Genomic DNA, 19,665 nt, shown 5'->3' on the forward strand with positions numbered 1-19,665 from the left:
CGTCATAAATTGTACCAATGACGCATCGCGATCTGACAATTCTGGTGATCGACGAAAATGCCATACGCGCCTCCATCATCGAGGAAGGACTGCGCGAGGCAGGGCATGCGCGCGTCACCGTGGTACATGAGGTCAACGGCATCGCGCGAACGATCGAAACGCTGATGCCTGACGTGATCATCATCGATATCGAAAATCCCAACCGCGATATGATGGAACATCTGTTCCAGCTGACGCGCACGGTCAGCCGCCCGATCGCCATGTTTGTCGATCGCTCCGATACGGCGTCGATCGAGGCCGCCGTCGACGCCGGCGTCTCGGCCTATATCGTCGACGGATTGAAGAAGGAGCGAGTCAAGCCGATCCTCGACATGGCCGTCAGCCGCTTCAATGCCTTCAGCCGGCTGCGGCGCGAACTCGCCGATGCCCGCTCGGCGCTTGAAGAACGCAAGCTCATCGAGCGCGCCAAGGGCATACTCATGAAAATGCGCGGCCTCTCCGAGGAAGAGGCCTTCGCCCTGCTGCGCCAGACGGCAATGAACGAAAAGAAGAAGATGTCGGAGATCGCTCAGAGCGTCGTCACCGCCGCGGGGCTTTTGATGTAATGGCCGATATTGCGAGTTTCCGGAGGACACCGGAGTGGATATGATGACGAAGACCGCCAATTCCGGCGGGCTGCCCTTGCCCGCACGTGTGAACAACGAAGGCGCGAAGGTGCTGCGGGCGGGGTTCATTCCGCTTGTCGACGCATCAGTGCTGATTGCGGCGACAGAATTCGGTTTTGCACGGAAAGAAGGCCTGACCCTCGATCTCGTCAAGGACGTTTCCTGGGCGAATGTTCGCGACCGCCTGGCGTTTCGCCAGTTCGACATCGCCCATATGCTTTCGCCGATGCCGGTCGCTTCGATGCTCGGCCTCGGTTCCAACCCGTCGCCGACGATCACGCCTTTTTCGTTGGGGCGCGGCGGCAATGCCATCACCCTGTCGGCCCGGCTCTTCGAGAGGATGCGCGAGGACGCCCGCTTGCCGGAAACGGCAGGCGCGCTCGCCAATGCCTGCGCCCTGGCAAAGACATTGGCGACAATGAAGGCACGCGAAGAGCCGCTGCCGACCTTCGGCGTTACCTATCCCTTCTCTTCCCATAATTACGAATTCCGTTACTGGCTGGCGGCGGGCGGCATCGATCCCGACAAGGACGTCAAGCTCGTCGTCGTGCCGCCGCCGATGACGTCCGACGCGTTGGCGGCCGGTGCGATCGACGGGTTCTGTGTAGGCGCCCCGTGGAATATGGTTGCCTCTGAGCGCGGGCTCGGCCGTATCGTCGCCGCCAAGCAGGATATTTGGCCCTCGGCTCCTGAAAAGGTGATCGGCATGCGGCCGGATTGGGCCGAAAGCCATCCCGAAACCGTTTCCCGATTGATCGTGGCGCTCGACGCTGCAGCGCGTTGGTGCGACCGCTCGGACAATCACGACGCGTTGGCGGCCGCCCTTGCCGATCCCCGTTACATCGCCGCCCCGGTAAACATCATCCGCAGCGTTCTCGCCGGCGAATTCAACCTCGATGCCAGGAGCAACCGCCGCGTCATCCCCGATTATTTCCAGTTCCATTCCGGTTTCGCCAACTATCCGAGGCCGAGCCATGCCCTCTGGATTTACAGCCAGATGATTCGCTGGGGGCAGGCCGAGACCAGCCTCAACAAGGCACGGGCCGCCACCTCCGCCTACCGCCCGGACCTCTATCGCGCAGCTCTAGGCGACAACAACGCGCCTGTTGACGCCGATATTCGCATCGAAGGCGGCGAAGAGAACGATCGCTTCATGGATGGTCGGATCTTCGATCCCGCAGAGCTGCCGGATTATGTCGCGGGCTTTGCCGTCAGGAGTACCCTGCCCTTCTTCACCGGCAACGACGAAAGCTGATGCCAGACCTGCCTGCACAAAACGCCAGCACGGATCGGCGCTCGCCCTATCGCAACGCACAAAAGATTTGCACTTCTGCCGCTGCTCGAAAAACAGGCAAGGCCAAAATCTCCCTCGAAGAGCTTTTATTTCAAAGACTTGAGCAACACGTAGAAAATTGGCACGCGGTTTGCATTGCTTGTATTGCACAGATCAACGACGATCGGGGCAAGGGCACACGCAGGCGCTCATCAAGACACGGGCTACGTTGCGACATGCAAAGCAAACGGTAGTCGATCAAATTTTCGGCAACCCGGTCTTCGGGTTGCTTTGAGGTAGATAGGCCGGAAGGCCAATGATTGGGCGTCCAACGGCGGACGCCGCCAGCAAAGCCGCTGATCAGGATATTCGCGCGCCTCGTGCAAGCGCGTCCTGACCAGCGGCTTTTTTGTTTTAACCCCCAGCAATGGATCGGCACGACCTTGTCGGGCCACGGAGAAGCTATGTCTGCCATTGAGAAAGTGCAGCCCATGTCAGCCGGCGAACCAGCCAAAGCACTGTGGATCTCCACTGTGGCCTTCACCCTCTGTTTTGCCGTGTGGACGATCTTCGCGATCATCGGCATCCGCATCAAACAGGAACTCGGGCTGAACGAGGCCGAGTTCGGCCTGCTGATCGGCACGCCCGTGCTCACAGGTTCGATCGTCCGCATCGTTCTCGGCATCTGGACAGGGCGTTACGGCGGCCGTCTCGTTTACACGCTGACGATGCTTGCCGCCGCATTGGCGACGTTCCTGCTTTCCTACGCCCACACCTACACGCAGATGCTGATCGCCGGCCTCGGTGTCGGTCTCGCCGGCGGCTCCTTCGCAGTCGGCGTCGCCTATGTCTCGCCTTTCTTCCCGGCGGAGAAGCAGGGGACGGCGCTCGGCATCTTCGGCGCCGGCAATGTCGGCGCGGCCGTCACCAAATTCGCGGCCCCCTTCGTTCTGCTCGCATGGGGCTGGCAGGCGGTTGCCGAGATCTGGGCCGTCGGCCTGGCGCTGATGGCAATCGTCTTCTGGTTCACCACATCAGATGACCCGGCCTTCCGGCTGCGCCGCAACCGCGGCGTCGCCTCCAAGAGCCTGGCCGAGGAATTCGCGCCGCTGCAGAACGTTCAGGTCTGGCGCTTCTCGCTCTATTATTTCTTCGCCTTCGGCGGCTTCGTCGCCCTTTCCTTGTGGCTGCCGCGCTATCTCGTCGGCGTCTACGGCTTCAACCTGGAAACGGCCGGCATGATCGCGGCCGCCTACTCCATCCCGGGCAGCATCTTCCGCGCCTTCGGCGGCGTGCTGTCGGACAAGAAGGGCGCGCGCAGCGTCATGTACGCGATGTTTGCCGTGTCGGCTGTGGCCACCCTCATCCTTTCGCTGCCGGCCACAGCGATCACTCCGGTCATCTTCATCGTCGTCATCTTCGCGCTCGGCTTCTTCATGAGCCTCGGCAAGGCCGCCGTCTACAAGCACATTCCGGCCTACTACCCCGACAGCGTCGGCGCCGTCGGCGGCATCGTCGGCATGATGGGCGGGCTCGGCGGCTTCATCCTGCCGATCGCCTTTGGCCTCCTCAAGGATATGACCGGCCTTTGGTCCAGCTGTTTCCTGCTGCTTTTCGCGATCGTCGCGATCTCGCTCATCTGGATGCACCTGTCCGTCAAGCAATTGTCGCGCGAGGGGCACTCCGCGCCCGTGGCTGCAACCTGATCTAAGGACTGTAGATATGACTGAAAAACTCGTTATCATCGGCAATGGCATGGCGCCCGGGCGCATGCTGGAGCACCTCTTCGAACAGGCGCCCGGACGCTATGAAGTGACGATCTTCAATGCCGAGCCGCGCGTCAATTACGACCGCATCATGCTGTCGCCGGTTCTCTCCGGGGAAAAGGACTACGAGCAGATCATCATTCACGGTGACGGCTGGTATATCAAGCACGGCATCATGCTCTACAAGGGCCACAAGATCGTCAACATCGATCGCGAAGCCAAGACCGTAACGTCAGACCACGGCGTCACCGAAAGCTACGACAAGCTGGTGATCGCAACCGGTTCGGTGCCCTTCATCATCCCGGTTCCAGGCAAGGATCTGCCGGGCGTCATCACCTATCGCGATCTCGACGACGTGCAGGCCATGCTGCTTGCCGCCCAGTCGCGCGAAAAGGCCGTCGTCATCGGCGGCGGCCTGCTCGGTCTGGAAGCGGCGGCCGGCCTTGCCCAGCGCGGCATGGACGTCACCGTCCTGCACGTCATGCCGACGCTGATGGAGCGCCAGCTCGATCCTGCCGCCGGCTATCTCCTGCAGAAGGCGGTCGAGGAACGCGGCATCAAGGTGATCTGCAAGGCTAACACCAAGGCAATCATCGGCAACGGCAGGGTCGAAGGCATCGAGCTCGATGACGGCCGCATCATCCCGGCAACCCTCGTCGTCATGGCCGTCGGCATCCGGCCGAATGTCGGTCTGGCGAAGGACGCCGGTCTTGCGGTCAACCGCGGCATCGTCGTCGATGCCGGCATGCAGACCTCTGACGGCGATATCCTGGCGCTCGGCGAATGCGCCGAGGTGGGCGGCATGGTCTACGGCCTCGTCGCGCCGCTCTATGAAATGGCCCGTATCGCCGCCGCCCATCTCTCGGGCGATCGGTCCCCCGCCTTCGTTCACGCGGACACGCCGACCAAGCTGAAGGTCACCGGCATCGAACTCTATTCGCTCGGCGATTTCGCCGACGGCGACGATCGCGAGGAGATCGTGCTGCGCGATGCCAGCGCCGGCGTCTACAAGCGCCTGGTCCTGAAGGACAACAAGATCATCGGCACCGTGCTCTATGGCGAAACCGCCGACGGCGCGTGGTTCAACGACCTGAAGAAGAAGGCGACCGACATTTCGGAGATGCGCGAAACGCTGATCTTCGGTCAGGCCTATCAGGGAGGGTCGCCGCTGGACCCTATGGCGGCCGTTGCAGCCTTGCCGGATGACGCGGAAATCTGTGGCTGCAACGGCGTATGCAAGGGCAAGATCACCTCGACGATCAAGTCGAAGGGGCTGACGTCGCTCGACGATGTGCGCGCCCATACGAAGGCATCCGCCTCGTGCGGCTCCTGCACCGGCCTCGTCGAGCAACTGATGGCGCTGACGCTCGGCGACAGCTACAATCCGGCTGCCGTGCAGCCGATGTGCACCTGCACCGAGCTTGGCCATGACGACGTTCGCCGGCTGATCAAGGCCAAGGGCCTGAAGAGCATCCCTGCCGTCATGCAGGAGCTGGAATGGAAAACTTCATGCGGCTGCGCCAAATGTCGGCCGGCGCTCAACTATTACCTCGTCTGCGACTGGCCGGATGAATATGCCGACGACTATCAGTCGCGTTTCATCAACGAGCGCGTCCACGCCAATATCCAGAAGGACGGCACCTATTCCGTCGTTCCGCGCATGTGGGGCGGCGTCACCAATTCGAACGAGCTGCGCGCTATCGCCGATGTCGTCGACAAGTTCGAGATCCCGATGGTGAAGGTGACGGGCGGCCAGCGCATCGACCTGCTCGGCATCGAGAAGGAAGATCTACCCGCCGTCTGGGCCGATCTCGGCAAGGCCGGCTTCGTCTCGGGCCAGGCCTATGCCAAGGGTCTGCGTACCGTGAAGACCTGTGTGGGATCGGACTGGTGCCGTTTCGGCACCCAGGATTCGACCGGGCTCGGCATCCGCATCGAGAAGTTCATGTGGGGCTCCTGGACGCCGGCCAAGCTGAAAATGGCGGTGTCCGGCTGCCCGCGCAACTGCGCGGAAGCAACCTGCAAGGATATCGGCGTGATCTGTGTGGATTCCGGTTTCGAGATCCACTTCGCCGGTGCGGCCGGTCTCGACATCAAGGGCACCGAGGTGCTCGGGCTGGTGAAGACCGAAGACGAGGCGCTGGAGCATATCGTGGCCCTGACGCAGATGTATCGCGAACAGGCCCGGTACCTCGAGCGCATCTACAAGTGGGCCAAGCGTATCGGCCTGGAGGAAATCCGCCGGCAGATCATGGGCGATGCCGAAAAGCGCAAAGCCTATTACGACCGCTTCGTCTTCTCCCAGAAATTCGCCCAGGTCGATCCGTGGTCGGAGCGTGTCTCCGGCAAGGACAAGCACGAGTTCAAGCCGATGGCGACGATCGGCTACCCGCAGGCAGCTGAATAAGGAGATTGATATGACCTGGCCCAATGAAAACTGGCATCCGATCGGTGACATCTCCGATATCCCCTTGCGTGGTGCACGCTGCGTGAAGACACCGCAGGGCAAGATCGCCGTCTTCCGCACGGCCGAAAATGAGGTTTTCGCCATCGAGGACCACTGCCCGCACAAGGGCGGTCCGCTCTCGCAAGGGATCGTGCACGCCAAAGCCGTCACCTGCCCTCTGCACAACTGGGTGATCTCTCTCGAAACCGGCAAGGCGCTCGGCGCCGACGAGGGCGCGGTGCGGATCATCCCGATCCGTAACGAGGACGGCGCTCTCTTCATCGCGCTCGAAAGCCTGATGATGGCGGCGGAATAGATGACGACAGAGGTCAAGACCACGTGTCCCTATTGTGGCGTCGGCTGCGGCGTCGTCGCCACGGTCGACGAGGCTGGCGCGGTCAGCGTCAAGGGCGATCCCGAGCATCCGTCGAATTTCGGCCGGCTCTGCTCAAAGGGTTCGGCTCTTGCCGAAACCATCGATCTCGACGGCCGGCTTCTCTATCCCGAAATCTCGGGCGAACGCAGCGGCTGGGAGGAGGCGCTCGATCTCGTCGCCCGGCGCTTTTCCGAAACCGTCGCCGAACACGGGCCGGATTCGGTTGCCTTCTACGTCTCGGGGCAACTGCTGACCGAAGATTATTACATCGCCAACAAGCTGATGAAGGGCTTCATCGGCTCAGCTAATATCGACACCAATTCCAGGCTCTGCATGTCCTCGTCCGTCGCGGGCCATCGTCGTGCTTTCGGCGCCGATACGGTGCCCGGAACCTATGAGGATATCGAGCTTGCCGACCTGGTGGTCCTGACCGGCTCCAACCTCGCCTGGTGCCACCCTGTCATCTACCAGCGGCTCGCTGCCGCAAGGGTGGTGCGGCCCAACATGCGCATCGTTGTCATCGACCCGCGCCGGACGATGACATGTGATATCGCCGACCTGCATCTCGCAATCCGCCCGGACGGCGACGTCGCGCTGTTCACGGGACTGCTTGCGCATCTCGCCACGAGCCCGGCGATCGACCAGAACTATATCGCCGCCCATACGGAAGGCTTCGGCGACGCCTTTGCGGCAGCGGCCGCGCTTGATATCAACGAGCTCCTGGAACGGACCGGCCTGCCGGCCATGCAGATCCGGGAGTTCTTCCGCCTGTTCGAGACGACTGAGAAGGTTGTCACCTGCTACAGCCAGGGCGTCAACCAATCCTCCTCCGGCACCGACAAGGTCAATGCCATCCTCAACTGCCACCTCGCGACCGGCCGCATCGGCCGTCCCGGCATGGGGCCGTTCTCGCTGACCGGCCAGCCCAACGCCATGGGCGGGCGTGAGGTCGGCGGCCTTGCCAATATGCTTGCGGCCCATATGGCGATCGAGAATGCGGATGACCGGGACCGCGTGCGACGCTTCTGGAATTCGCCCGTCATTGCCGCAAAGCCCGGTTTGAAAGCGGTCGACATGTTCCGCGCAGTGGCGGACGGGCGCATCAAGGCGCTCTGGGTGATGGCCACCAATCCTGTTGTGTCGATGCCGGATGCCGACAGCGTCGAAAGCGCGATCGCCGCCTGTCCCTTCGTCGTCGTGTCGGACATCCTGAAAGAGACGGATACGACCCGCCACGCCCATGTGCTTTTGCCCTCGCTCGGCTGGGGCGAGAAGAATGGTACCGTCACCAATTCCGAACGCCGCATTTCCAGGCAGCGGCCGTTTCTCGACGTCCCGGGCGACGCCAGGGCCGACTGGTGGCAGCTTGCGGAGGTCGGACGCCGCATGGGATTCGGCGCCGCCTTCAACTTTGACGCGCCGGCGGCAATCTTTGGGGAACATGCCGCGCTTTCCGCCTTCGAAAACAACGGCAGCCGCGACTTCGATATCGGCGTCCACGCCGACATCAGCGGTGGCGCCTTCGACGAACTGTCGCCCTTTCAATGGCCGCAGCCGGCAGGGACGGCTCCCGCCGTCACCCGCTTCTTCGCCGGGGGCGGCTTCTTCCATCCCGATGGCAAGGCGCGCTTCGTTGCGGTCAAACCACCGGCAACCGATCGTACCAATGCCGATTTTCCCTTCACCCTGAACACCGGCCGCATCCGCGACCAGTGGCACACGATGACACGAACCGGAAAGAGCGCGCGGCTTTCCGCCCATATCGCCGAACCCTTTGCCGAGATCCATCCGCGCGATGCGATCGAGAACGGCATATCAAGCGCCGGCCTCGTCGAAATCGAGAGCCCCCAGGGCACAGCAATCGTGCGGGCGCTGGTGGCCGACCGCCAAGCGCGCGGCGGCGTTTTCGCACCGATGCACTGGAACGACCAGTTCGCGGCAAAAGCGCGGATCGACGCCGTGGTCGCGCCGATCACCGACCCTCTTTCCGGCCAACCGGCGTCGAAGAATGTTGCCGTTGCCGTTCGGCCCTTCCGCGCCACCCATTACGGTTTCGCGGTCTCGGCCATCAAACCGGACACACCCGCCGCGGCCTATTGGGCGGTGGCAAAGGCTGCCGGCGGCTGGCGGCTGGAGCTTGCCTTCACCGAGGCTGTCGAAGACTGGACGGCTTGGTGCCGGAAGGTCTTCGCCATTCCGGCCGAGATCGAACCCCTGGGTTACGCCGATCGGCAATCCGGCGACCTGAGGCTCGCCTTCTTCGATGGCGAGATCCTGCTTGCCGCTCTGTTTCTCGCTCGCGAACCGGTTGCCGTCGCACGCAACTGGGCAATCTCGCAACTCTCCGTCGTGCATGGCGACCTCAGGAAACGCTTTGCGCTGGTCGCAGGCCGCCCCGGGGCCGGTCGACCGGATCCCGGTGCCACCGTCTGCTCCTGCTTCAGTATCGGGGTCAACCAGATCGCTGCCGCGGTGCGCGGCGGATGCCATAGCGTCGAAGCGGTGGGCAAGGAAACGAGCGCCGGAACCAATTGCGGCTCCTGCCGCAGCGAAATCGGCAGGATCATCGATCGCTGTCTTGCCGCAGCGGCGGAGTGAATGCGCAACCGCGGATGCTGACGTCGGATGTCAGGTTGCGCTCGGAACGACAAGCATTTGACGGTCGGCTGAGATGCGGACGGCGATCTCGTCATAGGAAGAGATGGTCGGATGCGGCGTCTCCATCTTATGGTGATGGGTTGCCGTAACGACCATGACATCAGCGCCCGCCGCCTCGGCGGCCTTGATGCCAGCTGCAACATCCTCAAACACCAGACAATCCCGCGTGCTGACGCCGAGGCGTTCGGCGCCGAGAATATAACATTGCGGATCGGGCTTTCCGACCGTCACATCCTCCGCCGTCACCATGAATTTCGGCAGAGGCAGGCCAGCCGCTTCCATCCGGCGGTGGGCAAGACGCGAGGGCGAAGAGGTGACGATCGCCCAGCGATCCAGCGGCAGCGAACTGAGGAACGCCGCGGCACCGGAAATGGCAACGACATCGCCGACATCGGCAATTTCAGCCTCGGTCACCAGCCTTGCCTCGTGTTCGGGATCGACGCCCGGCAGGTTAAGCCGGGTGATTGTGTCAATGCCACGCGATCCATGCATCTTCGGCAAGAAGGCGCCGACATCGAGCCCATGGCCTCTTGCCCAGTCGCTCCAAACACGCTCGGCCGCGAGGATCGAATTGAGGATGGTGCCGTCCATGTCGAAGAGGAAGGCGGCATAAGGCTTTTCGAAGCCATGGGGCATCGGCGGGTACAAGGGCGTAGCTCGATAAGGAGGAGTGTCGGACGGTGGTGGTGCCGATGAAACGGCAAATCGCTGCGTTTTGCAAGCCTGCGCAGGACAGCGACGCTGCGTGGTTTGGAGCCTTTCCAGCAACTTGGGCCGTTAAGGTTTGCGCACGATGCAAACTCCGCGTGCAGGTTTTTCAAAAAGATCGGAACAATGACTCCTGCAGGTGGTTACTCAGAGGTCATCCGTGATGAAAATCAAAGGAGGATATCCTCATGACCAAATCCCTTATTGCCGCTTCGCTGCTCGCGATCGGCATGGCATCGTCAGCCTTTGCTCAGTCGAATCCGGATCCCATCGGACCGACAAATGGCGGCTCGACCGATCCGGGTTCGGGTAACTATTCGTCCGATTACACCAACAGCGACAATGGCATGCACCCTGTCCAGGTCGCGCCCGTCGATCCGACCACGACCCAGAGCATCCAACCGCCGCAGGCGATGGAATGCGCCGGCATGCCGCAGCAGCGGACCGGTGTCGATACGCGCGGCGGTGAGAGCGGCGCATCAATCAGCGAAGCTTGCCGCGAATACGACAACTGAGCAGGCAATCGCCCGTTTTGAAACATGTCGCGCAAAAGCGCACCACATCGGAAAAGGCCGGTTTATGCCGGCCTTTTCATGTCGCGGCGGATAAAGACTTCTTCCGCATCAGACCTTTTGATCCGCGCGTTCCGACCACACGTCTTATTGCGCCATTGATCATTCCGCAGGGTGCGGCATCACCGGATGGTGATCATCGAGCGGTGGCCGCTGCCGCCAGCCAGTCAGATGGTTCATCAGCGGGAAATAAGCGCCATAAGGCAGCAGACGCGCCAGCTTCAGCATCGTCGTGAAGCGCCTGGGGAAAGCGATCTCGAAAGCCTCCGATTTCAGCCCGGCAGCAATCTGGCGGGCAGCCTCCTCGGGCGACACCAGCGCCGCTGACATGGGAAATGCGCTCTTCCCCACCGACGGCGTGTCAACGAAGCCAGGGCTGATGAGCTGGATGCGGATGCCCATCTTGTCGAGATCGAATTTCAGGCTTTCGGCCATGTTGATCAACGCCGCCTTGGTGGCGCCATAGGCAGCCCCCGTCGGCAGGCCCCCATAGCCTGTGGCGGAAGAGACGATGGCGATCTGTCCCTGCCCTTTCGCTTTCATATGGCGGATCGTCGGCAACAGACAGTTGACGACGCCGGAAAGATTGACCGCAAAGCTCATTTCGAAATCGGCGCGGTTCAGGTCCTCGGCGTGAACAGGCAGATGGATACCGGCATTGAGGATGGCCATGGCCAGCCTGCCATGCTCATATTCGATGGAGGCCAGGACATGTTCCATGTCCTCAGCATCGGTGACATCACCGTCGAGGACGATAATGTTGCCGGAAAGGCCGCTGGCTTCGGCCTGCAGCTCGACCAGCTTTTCGTGGCTTCTGGCGGTGACCGCGACCTTGTATCCTTCGCCGGCAAGCTTCAGCGCAAGCGCCCGGCCGATACCCGAGCTCGCGCCCGAGATCCAGACGATTCCATGTTCGGGACGGGCGATGAAATCACGCATGACATGCTCCTCCGGCTCTGCCTGACCAGCACGAAAACAGGCCCGGAAGTTCTTTGCGCCTCCCGGATTTACGGCTTTATCACACCATTGTGGCTGCTTTCAGCCGATCAGGTCGCCGATCATCTGACGAAAGGACCCGGTCAGCCGGATCGGTCCATCCGAAACAGCCAAGGCAATGCAAGGCCTGTCCCTTTCGGCAACCGGCCGGTGATCGACAGTTTCATCGGCAATCGAGATGTCGCCGGGGCCGAAATGGCCGCGCTCATCGTTGAAAGCCCCGTCGAGAACGAGGATCAGTTCCACGCCTTTATGCGTGTGCGCCGGAAAGGCGCGTCCAGGGCGAATCCACATCAGACGGACCTCGCAGCCGTCCATGTTGAGCGAGTATTCTTTAAATCCGGGCAGCCGCCTGCGCCAGGCGACCTCCTCGACTTCGAAGCCGACAAGGTCGCGCAGCCCACGGGGAAACAGCGCAGTTGCCGGTCTCCTGGCTGCCTCTGGCTCAGAATCGGAAGAAGCGGTGGAGAAGATTGCCGCAAGGCGCTGCTTGCGGTCGGCAATGGCGGCTTCCGTCGTGTTTTCCAGCGCCTCTCCGGCCAGCAGCTCGAGTGCCTTCACCAAGTTGCGATTGTCAGGTTTCATTTCCAGGTGGGAGTGTACGAGCACGCGTGCCGGCTCGGGCAAGGAGCCGGCGACATAATGCGCCATCAATGCGTCGATCGTGTCGATCTGCTTGTAATCCATTCGGTTTTCGGCCACGCCCCGCTGCCCGTGTTCCGTTGTCGCTTTGTCCTCATCCGTACGGGGGAAGTCAATCTTCGGATCACCGCGACACGGTGGGATCGCGCTCGCGGGCCATTTCGGGCAAGAAAGCTAAATTTTATCGTGGCCGTCAGGGGCATGGAATAGCATTTCTTGCCAACACAGCCTTGTGAAGGGAAAAGACCGTTCCTAAAGTAAGAGTTCGAAAGAGGCAGATTCCATGACCTTCCATCCCTCCGTCCTCGAAGCCATCGGCAGCACGCCGCTGATCAAACTCAAGGGTGCCTCCGCGGCAACCGGCTGCACCATTCTCGGCAAGGCGGAGTTCCTGAACCCCGGCCAGTCGGTGAAGGACCGTGCCGCGCTCTACATTATCCGCGATGCGGAGCGGAAGGGGCTGCTTCGGCCCGGCGGCGTCATCGTCGAAGGCACGGCCGGCAATACCGGCATCGGGCTGACGCTGGTCGCCAAGGCGCTCGGCTACCGCACCGTCATCGTCATCCCGGAAACGCAGAGCCAGGAAAAGAAGGACGCGCTGAAGCTGCTCGGCGCCGAACTCGTCGAAGTGCCGGCCGTTCCCTACAAGAACCCGAACAACTACGTGAGAGTGTCCGGGCGCCTTGCCGAGCAAATGGCAAAGAGCGAACCGAACGGCGCGATCTGGGCGAACCAGTTCGACAACGTCGCCAACCGGCAGGCGCATGTCGAAACGACCGCGCCGGAAATCTGGAAGGATACCGACGGCAAAATCGACGGCTTTATCTGCTCCGTCGGTTCCGGCGGCACGCTGGCAGGTGTCGCTGCCGGCCTCAAGGCCTTCAAGGCCGACGTCAAGATCGGCATCGCCGATCCCGATGGCGCCGCTCTCTACGAATTCTACAAGAACGGCACGCTGAAATCCGAAGGTTCATCGATCACCGAGGGCATCGGCCAGGGCCGCATCACCGCCAATCTCGAGGGCTTCATGCCGGACTTTTCCTATCGGGTCTCCGATGCCGAAGCACTTCCCTATCTTTTCGATCTCGTCGAAAACGAGGGCCTGTGCCTCGGCGGCTCGACGGCGATCAATGTTGCCGGCGCCGTCAATCTCGCCCGGGACCTCGGCCCCGGTCACACGGTGGTGACAATCCTCTGCGACTACGGCAACCGCTACCAGTCGAAGCTTTTCAATCCGGATTTCCTGAGGTCGAAAGGACTGCCCGTTCCGGGCTGGATGGCTCGGTCTTCCGACATACACGTTCCCTACGAACCCGTGTGAGACCGATGCCCGTCAATGCCCTCTATCGTGACGACTTCTATCTCTCGACATGCGAGGCGGTCGTCACCGCCGTTCACGACGACGGGGGCATCGAGCTCAACCAGACCTGCTTTTATGCCACTTCGGGTGGCCAGCCCGGTGACACTGGCCAGCTTGAACGCGCCGACGGCACCAAGATCGCACTCGGCCAGACGAAACACGGCGCCGGCAAGGACGTCATCATCCACGTGCCGCTCGAGAACGAGCCGCGGCCGGAGGTTGGCGAGACGCTGGTGCTGCATGTCGACTGGCCGCGCCGCTACCGGCTGATGCGCATGCACACGGCCTGCCACCTGCTGTCGGTCATCTGCTCCTATCCGATCACCGGGGCCGCGGTCGGCGAGGAAGAAAGCCGCGTCGACTTCGACATGAGCGAGACGATCGACAAGGACGAGGTCACGGCCAAGCTGATGGAACTCGTCGGCCAGAACCATCCGGTCTACTTGCAATGGATTACCGACGACGAGCTTGCGGCCAACCCAGACATCGTCAAATCAAAGAACGTGCGCCCGCCGATGGGGCTCGGCCGGGTCAGTCTCGTCTGTATCGGCGAGAACTCCTCGATTGACAGCCAGCCCTGCGGCGGCACACATGTCTCGGAGACGCAGGAAGTCGGTCAGATCCATATCGCCAAGATCGAAAAGAAGGGCAAGGAGAACCGGCGCTTCCGAATCCGATTCGGCACGCCCGGCGAAGAAGCCTGACAAGGGGAGACCATAATGACTGAGAGCAAGAGCCGTTTCGTCGTCTCGGCCGACTGGCTGCAGGCCGAGCTCGGCAAGCCGGATCTGCGCGTGCTGGACGCCTCCTTCTACCTGCCGGCGCAGAAGCGCGACGCCGATGCCGAATATGCGGCCGGCCATATTCCCGGGGCCATCCGCTTCGATCAGGACAAGATCGCCGACCACTCGACGTCTTTGCCCCACACCATCCCCTCGCCCGATTACTTCGCCGCCGAAGTCGGCAAGCTCGGCATCAGCGAGAATCATCGCATCGTCGTCTATGACGGTATCGGCGTGTTTGCCTCGCCCCGCGTCTGGTGGCTGTTCCGGGTGATGGGCACCAAGAACGTCTTCGTCCTCGACGGCGGTCTCGACGGCTGGAAGGCCGAGGGCCGTCCGCTCGAAACAGCGGCCCCCAGCTATGCCCCGACGACGTTTACGCCTGACTTCGACGAGAGCCGCGTCGTGACGCTGGATACCATGCGTGACATCGTCTCGAGCGGTGCGATGCAGATCGCCGACGCCCGTAGCGCCGGCCGCTTCGCCGCTACCGAACCCGAGCCGCGTGCCGGCATGCGCTCCGGCCATATGCCCGGCGCCCGAAGCCTGCCCTCCGGTGTCTTCGCCAACCAGGGTCGGTTCAAGTCGCTAGCCGAACTCAGGCAGACGATCGAAAAGGCCGGGATTGATCTCTCTAAGCCGGTCGTCACCTCCTGCGGCTCGGGAATAACGGCCGCGATCATCACGCTGGCGCTGGAATCCCTCGGCCATCACGACAACAAGCTTTATGATGGTTCATGGAGCGAATGGGGCAGCCGTGACGATACCCCTGTTGTCACCGGTCCACCGACGCCGGTCAAAGCCTGAACCGCCATGGGAAAGACGCCCGCTTCGCTCAAAGCTCATATCACCCGTCTTGAAATGACAGCGGCGCCGAAGGCCAGCATGCCGGTGCCCGTCAATATCCAGACGGCGATCATGCGTGCGCCAGGCATACCACTGCCCTTCTACCGCTATCTCTACCGACAGGTGGGGGCGCGCTGGCAATGGGTGGACCGGCTGCGCATGAGCGACGAGCAACTCACCGAAACGCTGAACGACAAGCGCAACAATATCAGCGTCCTCTACGTGAATGGCGCGCCGGCTGGATTCTACGAGTATTTCTGCGAGGACGAGGAGACGATCGAACTTAGCCATTTCGGCCTGATCGAACATGCGCTCGGGCTTGGCATCGGCAAATGGTTTCTGCTGCAGGCGCTCTATGCGATCTGGGCGCTCGATCCGAAGCGCGTCACCACGACCACCAATAATCTCGACCATCCGCGCGCACTGCAGCTCTATCAGATGTACGGCTTCTCCCCTGTGTCCACAGGCACCGGCATTGTGCGGCCGCTGAGTGACAAGGAACTGCTGGAGCTTGCGCGGAAAAGCTGAAGGTTTGATTTGCTCGTCCAAGGGCTGTCTGCGTGCAAGAAACGGGTGGTTTGCACGCTCGTCCAGGTGCAATTTCATGGCAATCACAAAGGAGATTTGTCATGACCGTCATTCGTTTTGCCGCTATGCCGACCGCCGATGCCGATGCCCTCTGGAACGGTGGCCGTGATGCCTATGACAACCTGCCCGAGACGATGATATCAGACGGTGACGGCAACCCCTGCCGCCATTGCCTGCAGAATATCGAAGAAGGCGAGGAACTGCTGGTTTTCGCCTACCGGCCCTTTCCGGCGCTGCAGCCCTATGCCGAAACCGGGCCGGTCTTCCTGCATAAACAAGTCTGCCGACGCTACGCCGCCGAGGAGGTCCAACCGCCGATGCTGACGATGAGCCCCAATTTCATCGTCCGCGGCTACAGTACGAATGATCGCATCGTCTACGGCACCGGCGCGGTGACCGATTTCGACCAAATTCCGGCCTATGCCGAGACACTGCTGGCACGAGCCGACATCGCCTATGTCCATGTGCGTTCGGCACGAAACAATTGCTTCCAGTGTCGGATCGACAAGGTAAAGGCGCCGGCCCTGATAGAGACCGGCGCCTTTACGTGACCTTGGGCCAGACAGCTTACGCGACGTTGAGCACGCTTTCCGGCGCGAAGGCTTCGTAACCGAGCGCCTCGGCGACCGGCTTGTTGGTGATGCGGCCCTTGTGCACGTTGAGGCCGTTCCTCAGGTGCTTATCTTCGGTGATGGCGCGCAGGCCGCGGTCGGCAAGCGCAAGCCCGTGGACCAGCGTGGCGTTGTTCAGCGCATGCGCCGACGTGACCGGTACTGCGCCGGGCATGTTGGCGACGCAATAATGCACCACGCCCTCGACCTCATAAGTCGGATCGGAATGCGTCGTCGCATGCGAGGTTTCGAAGCAGCCGCCCTGGTCGATGGCGACGTCGACAATGACGGCGCCCTTCTTCATGCCGGACAGCATCTCACGGGTAACGAGCTTCGGAGCGGCAGCACCCGGGATCAGCACAGCGCCGATGATGAGATCGGCCGAGAAGACCTCCTCCTCGAGCGCCTGAATGCTGGAATAACGGGTGTGGACACGGCCGGCGAAAATGTCATCGAGCTGACGCAGGCGCGGCAGGGATTTATCGAGGATGCTGACATCGGCGCCGAGTCCGGCGGCCATTCTGGCGGCATGCAGGCCGACTACGCCGCCGCCGATGACTGCGACCTTGGCCGGCAGCACGCCGGGCACGCCGCCGAGCAGGACACCGAGACCGCCATTGGCCTTCTGCAAGGCTGTCGCTCCCGCCTGGATAGACAGGCGCCCGGCGACTTCGGACATCGGCGCCAGCAGCGGCAGGCCGCCGCGCTCGTCGGTCACCGTCTCATAGGCGATGGCGGTGACGCCGGAGGCGAGAAGACCTTTGGTCTGATCGGGATCGGGCGCCAGATGCAGATAGGTGTAGAGCAGCTGACCATCGCGAAGCTGCTCCCATTCGGAGGGCTGCGGCTCCTTGACTTTGACGATCATGTCGCACTTTTCGAAAATATCCTTGGCGGAGGCGGCAATCTTCGCGCCGGCCGCGGCATAGGCGGCATCATCTGCACCGATGCCGGCACCCGCCTTGGTTTCCACCCAGACCTCGTGGCCATGAGCCACATATTCGCGCACCGAAGCAGGCGTCAGGCCGACGCGATATTCATGATTCTTGATTTCCTTCGGGCAACCGACACGCATTTCGCGTTCCTCTCCTTCTGTCTCCGCGGTCGCGGATCTCCTCTGCGACCGATCCAACCATCAAGGCTGCGAAATGTCCTTGCAAAGACGGTTTGCGCAGATGCGATTTTTCGGTGATTATTGCGTCACTAACTCTTGTTTTCGAAGGTTCTTCGAATGGTCAACCTTGATACCATCGATCTTGCGATTCTGAAGGTTTTGCAGGCCAATGCCCGCATCACCAATGCCGAGCTCGCCGAGCGGATCGGACTTTCCCCCTCGGCCTGTTCGCGCCGGCTCGACATTCTTGAAAGAAGCGGCGTCATTGACGGCTACCATGCGCGGCTTTCGCACAAGGCGCTCGACTACAAGATGATCGCCATCGTGCATATTTCACTCTCAGGCCAGTTCGCCAAGACGTTGGCGGAGTTCGAGTCGGCGGTGAAGCTCTGTCCCAACGTGCTCGTCTGCTACCTGATGTCGGGCGAATATGACTACATCCTCAGGGTCGCTGCCCGCGACCTCGAAGACTATGAGCGTATCCATCGCGACTGGCTGTCGGCCCTCCCCCATGTGGTCAAGATCAATTCGAGTTTCGCGCTCAGAGAAATCATCGACAGGCCGAATGTAGGGTTTTGAGGCCTTGCTTATTTCCCGAATGCCTGACCAGACTTTCGCCACGCGCGGGCGTCTCCCGCTTATTGGCCTGTCATGAAATCGAAGACACACGGTTACATTTTCGCCCTGCTGGCGCTGACCATCTTTTCGCTGCAGGACGCCATCTCCAAACACCTGGCTTCCACCTATCCCCCGATCTTCGTGACGATGATCCGCTACTGGGCCTTCGGGCTTTTCACAGTCATTCTCGCTTCGAAGATGCGCGGCGGTCTCAAGGCGACGGCCCGTACCAAACGCCCCGTCCTGCAGGTGGCGCGCGGTGTGCTGCTCGCGGTCCAGGTGGTTCTGGCCATCACCTGTTTTGCCGTGATCGGCCTTGCCCGTTCACAGGCGATCTTTTCGGCGACGCCGATCCTCATCGCACTGCTGGCAATGCCGATCCTCGGCGAGCGAGTCGGATGGAGGCGATGGGCGGCAATCGGCGCCGGGCTTTTTGGAGTGCTGCTGATCCTGAAACCGGAAGGCGATTTTTTCGACGTGAAGCTGCTTCTCGCCGTCGCCTCCTGTTTCAATTTCGCCTTCTACGTCATCGCCACACGCCTCGTCAGCCGCGACGATTCTTCGACGACCAGCTTTTTCTATACCGGTGTCGTCGGCGCCGTCGCGATGACGCTGATCGGGCCGTTCTACTGGAGCTGGATGTCATCGGGCGACTGGGGCTGGATGGCGCTGGTCTGTATGACCAGCATTTCCAGCCATTATTTCCTGATCCGCGCCTACGATAGTCTCGATGCCGCCGCCGTTCAGCCGCTGACCTATCTGTCCCTCGTCTACGCTTCGATCATCGGCGTGACGATCTATGGCGAAACGCTCAGTCTCAACACGATCGTCGGCTCGGCAATCGTGGTTGGAGCCGGCATCTTCACTGTCTGGCGCGAACATGTGGTGGCGCGCAGAACGGCCAACGCCCGCGGCGTCGCATTTGAGTCAGGCGACCTGCGCTAGCGGGTCTTACACATTGGCTTTCCAGAATCGCTGCACGCATCTCGGCGACCTGCAGTAACGCCAACCGTTTCATTGCAATTTTAGCCAAGCCACTAAAACCATTTCAATTTTCGGGCGCTATGCTCTCCGACTGTATCCGAGGGAGACAGCATGACCCGAAACTTGAAAATCACCGCGCGAAAGGCGGACCGGCAAAACTGCCGCGTCTTCGGCAGCGTCAAATATCTGAACAGCGAAGTGGATGTCCGCATTCTCAACCTGTCGGTGACCGGCGCCGCCCTGGAGACGAAGACGCCACTCCATGCCGCTTCCGGCAGCAAGGTGCGCATCGAAGCCGAAAATATCGGACTGCTCGAAGGCATCATCCGCTGGAAGCACAATGGCCGCATCGGCGTGCAGTTCGATGTGAATTCGAATGCCCGGGCACAGGTCTCTTCCTATTTCCGCTTTTTCCATAAGGAAATACGGCCGGTGCTGGCGGTTCGTCAGCTTAGAGCCGCTACCAGCGGCGACCGCCCACCTCATTTGGCGACGTCGACGCTGAAATCGTAAGGCCGCACCGCCTTTGCGCCGAGGCACATCGCCGCCGTAAGTCGCCTGCGTTTTGTCGACCACACCGGCCGCGGTGCGCCCGAAATCTTTGACCCTTTGCAGTGACGACGCTGCTCGCGCCGCGCCCCGAGGGATTCAGTCGGAAGA

Annotated in this window: 19 protein-coding genes; 15 read left to right on the plus strand and 4 right to left on the minus strand. The window is 61.6% G+C overall.

What is annotated here, in order from left to right; translation table 11 throughout:
* Positions 1 to 17 precede the first annotated feature (17 nt).
* From J7U39_RS10425 to J7U39_RS10450, 6 genes are all read left to right on the plus strand, one after another.
* Positions 18 to 605: an ANTAR domain-containing response regulator gene (locus tag J7U39_RS10425; protein ID WP_011425077.1), complete on the plus strand. Its 588-nt coding sequence runs from the start codon at positions 18 to 20 to the stop codon at positions 603 to 605.
* Positions 606 to 639: 34 nt separating this feature from the next.
* Positions 640 to 1,920: a CmpA/NrtA family ABC transporter substrate-binding protein gene (locus J7U39_RS10430; RefSeq protein ID WP_210628160.1), complete on the plus strand. Its 1,281-nt coding sequence runs from the start codon at positions 640 to 642 to the stop codon at positions 1,918 to 1,920.
* A gap of 482 nt (positions 1,921 to 2,402) precedes the next feature.
* On the plus strand, positions 2,403 to 3,644 hold the full coding sequence (locus J7U39_RS10435) for a nitrate/nitrite transporter (protein ID WP_210628161.1): 1,242 nt from the start codon (positions 2,403 to 2,405) through the stop codon (positions 3,642 to 3,644).
* Positions 3,645 to 3,660: 16 nt separating this feature from the next.
* On the plus strand, positions 3,661 to 6,111 hold the full coding sequence (nirB, locus tag J7U39_RS10440) for a nitrite reductase large subunit NirB (protein ID WP_210628162.1): 2,451 nt from the start codon (positions 3,661 to 3,663) through the stop codon (positions 6,109 to 6,111).
* Between the two features lie 10 nt (positions 6,112 to 6,121).
* Entirely contained in the window at positions 6,122 to 6,466 is a 345-nt protein-coding gene (nirD, locus tag J7U39_RS10445; protein WP_210628163.1) for a nitrite reductase small subunit NirD, read from the plus strand.
* Positions 6,467 to 9,124 (plus strand): nitrate reductase, encoded by a 2,658-nt coding sequence (locus J7U39_RS10450; RefSeq protein WP_210628164.1) that lies wholly within the window; start codon positions 6,467 to 6,469, stop codon positions 9,122 to 9,124. It begins immediately after the preceding gene.
* A gap of 30 nt (positions 9,125 to 9,154) precedes the next feature.
* Here J7U39_RS10450 and J7U39_RS10455 read toward each other — a convergent pair whose 3' ends face one another.
* Positions 9,155 to 9,832, minus strand: a complete 678-nt coding sequence (locus J7U39_RS10455; protein WP_210628165.1) for an HAD-IA family hydrolase — start codon at positions 9,830 to 9,832, stop codon at positions 9,155 to 9,157.
* A 248-nt stretch (positions 9,833 to 10,080) separates the two neighbouring features.
* Here J7U39_RS10455 and J7U39_RS10460 point away from each other — a divergent pair, with 248 nt between their 5' ends.
* Positions 10,081 to 10,407 (plus strand): hypothetical protein, encoded by a 327-nt coding sequence (locus J7U39_RS10460; protein ID WP_210628166.1) that lies wholly within the window; start codon positions 10,081 to 10,083, stop codon positions 10,405 to 10,407.
* 159 nt (positions 10,408 to 10,566) lie between these two features.
* Here the strand turns inward: J7U39_RS10460 and J7U39_RS10465 are convergent, their stop codons facing one another.
* Positions 10,567 to 11,403, minus strand: coding sequence for an SDR family NAD(P)-dependent oxidoreductase (locus tag J7U39_RS10465; protein WP_210628167.1), 837 nt, complete (start codon positions 11,401 to 11,403; stop codon positions 10,567 to 10,569).
* 99 nt (positions 11,404 to 11,502) lie between these two features.
* Complete coding sequence (locus J7U39_RS10470) at positions 11,503 to 12,147, minus strand: ChrR family anti-sigma-E factor (RefSeq protein ID WP_210628168.1); 645 nt, start codon at positions 12,145 to 12,147, stop codon at positions 11,503 to 11,505.
* A gap of 238 nt (positions 12,148 to 12,385) precedes the next feature.
* On the opposite strand from J7U39_RS10470, the gene J7U39_RS10475 reads away from it, so the two are divergent.
* The 5 genes from J7U39_RS10475 to J7U39_RS10495 all read left to right on the plus strand — a co-directional run bounded on the left by J7U39_RS10475 (position 12,386) and on the right by J7U39_RS10495 (position 16,229).
* Complete coding sequence (locus J7U39_RS10475) at positions 12,386 to 13,423, plus strand: cysteine synthase A (protein WP_210628169.1); 1,038 nt, start codon at positions 12,386 to 12,388, stop codon at positions 13,421 to 13,423.
* Between the two features lie 5 nt (positions 13,424 to 13,428).
* Positions 13,429 to 14,166 (plus strand): alanyl-tRNA editing protein, encoded by a 738-nt coding sequence (locus J7U39_RS10480; protein ID WP_138396748.1) that lies wholly within the window; start codon positions 13,429 to 13,431, stop codon positions 14,164 to 14,166.
* Between the two features lie 15 nt (positions 14,167 to 14,181).
* Positions 14,182 to 15,051, plus strand: coding sequence for a 3-mercaptopyruvate sulfurtransferase (gene sseA, locus J7U39_RS10485; protein WP_210628170.1), 870 nt, complete (start codon positions 14,182 to 14,184; stop codon positions 15,049 to 15,051).
* A gap of 6 nt (positions 15,052 to 15,057) precedes the next feature.
* Positions 15,058 to 15,618: a GNAT family N-acetyltransferase gene (locus J7U39_RS10490; protein ID WP_210628171.1), complete on the plus strand. Its 561-nt coding sequence runs from the start codon at positions 15,058 to 15,060 to the stop codon at positions 15,616 to 15,618.
* 101 nt (positions 15,619 to 15,719) lie between these two features.
* Entirely contained in the window at positions 15,720 to 16,229 is a 510-nt protein-coding gene (locus tag J7U39_RS10495; protein ID WP_210628172.1) for a DUF1203 domain-containing protein, read from the plus strand.
* Between the two features lie 16 nt (positions 16,230 to 16,245).
* Here J7U39_RS10495 and ald read toward each other — a convergent pair whose 3' ends face one another.
* Positions 16,246 to 17,364 (minus strand): alanine dehydrogenase, encoded by a 1,119-nt coding sequence (gene ald / locus J7U39_RS10500; protein ID WP_210628173.1) that lies wholly within the window; start codon positions 17,362 to 17,364, stop codon positions 16,246 to 16,248.
* Positions 17,365 to 17,520: 156 nt separating this feature from the next.
* On the opposite strand from ald, the gene J7U39_RS10505 reads away from it, so the two are divergent.
* From J7U39_RS10505 to J7U39_RS10515, 3 genes are all read left to right on the plus strand, one after another.
* Positions 17,521 to 17,982 (plus strand): Lrp/AsnC family transcriptional regulator, encoded by a 462-nt coding sequence (locus J7U39_RS10505; protein ID WP_210628174.1) that lies wholly within the window; start codon positions 17,521 to 17,523, stop codon positions 17,980 to 17,982.
* 72 nt (positions 17,983 to 18,054) lie between these two features.
* Positions 18,055 to 18,966 carry a DMT family transporter gene (locus J7U39_RS10510; RefSeq protein WP_210628175.1) on the plus strand — a complete coding sequence of 304 codons (912 nt, stop codon included), beginning with the start codon at positions 18,055 to 18,057 and terminating at the stop codon, positions 18,964 to 18,966.
* Positions 18,967 to 19,116: 150 nt separating this feature from the next.
* Positions 19,117 to 19,518 carry a PilZ domain-containing protein gene (locus J7U39_RS10515; RefSeq protein WP_210628176.1) on the plus strand — a complete coding sequence of 134 codons (402 nt, stop codon included), beginning with the start codon at positions 19,117 to 19,119 and terminating at the stop codon, positions 19,516 to 19,518.
* The last annotated feature ends 147 nt before the right edge of the window (positions 19,519 to 19,665 follow it).

It is taken from the genome of Rhizobium sp. NLR16a, from assembly GCF_017948245.1.
Lineage (GTDB): Bacteria > Pseudomonadota > Alphaproteobacteria > Rhizobiales > Rhizobiaceae > Rhizobium.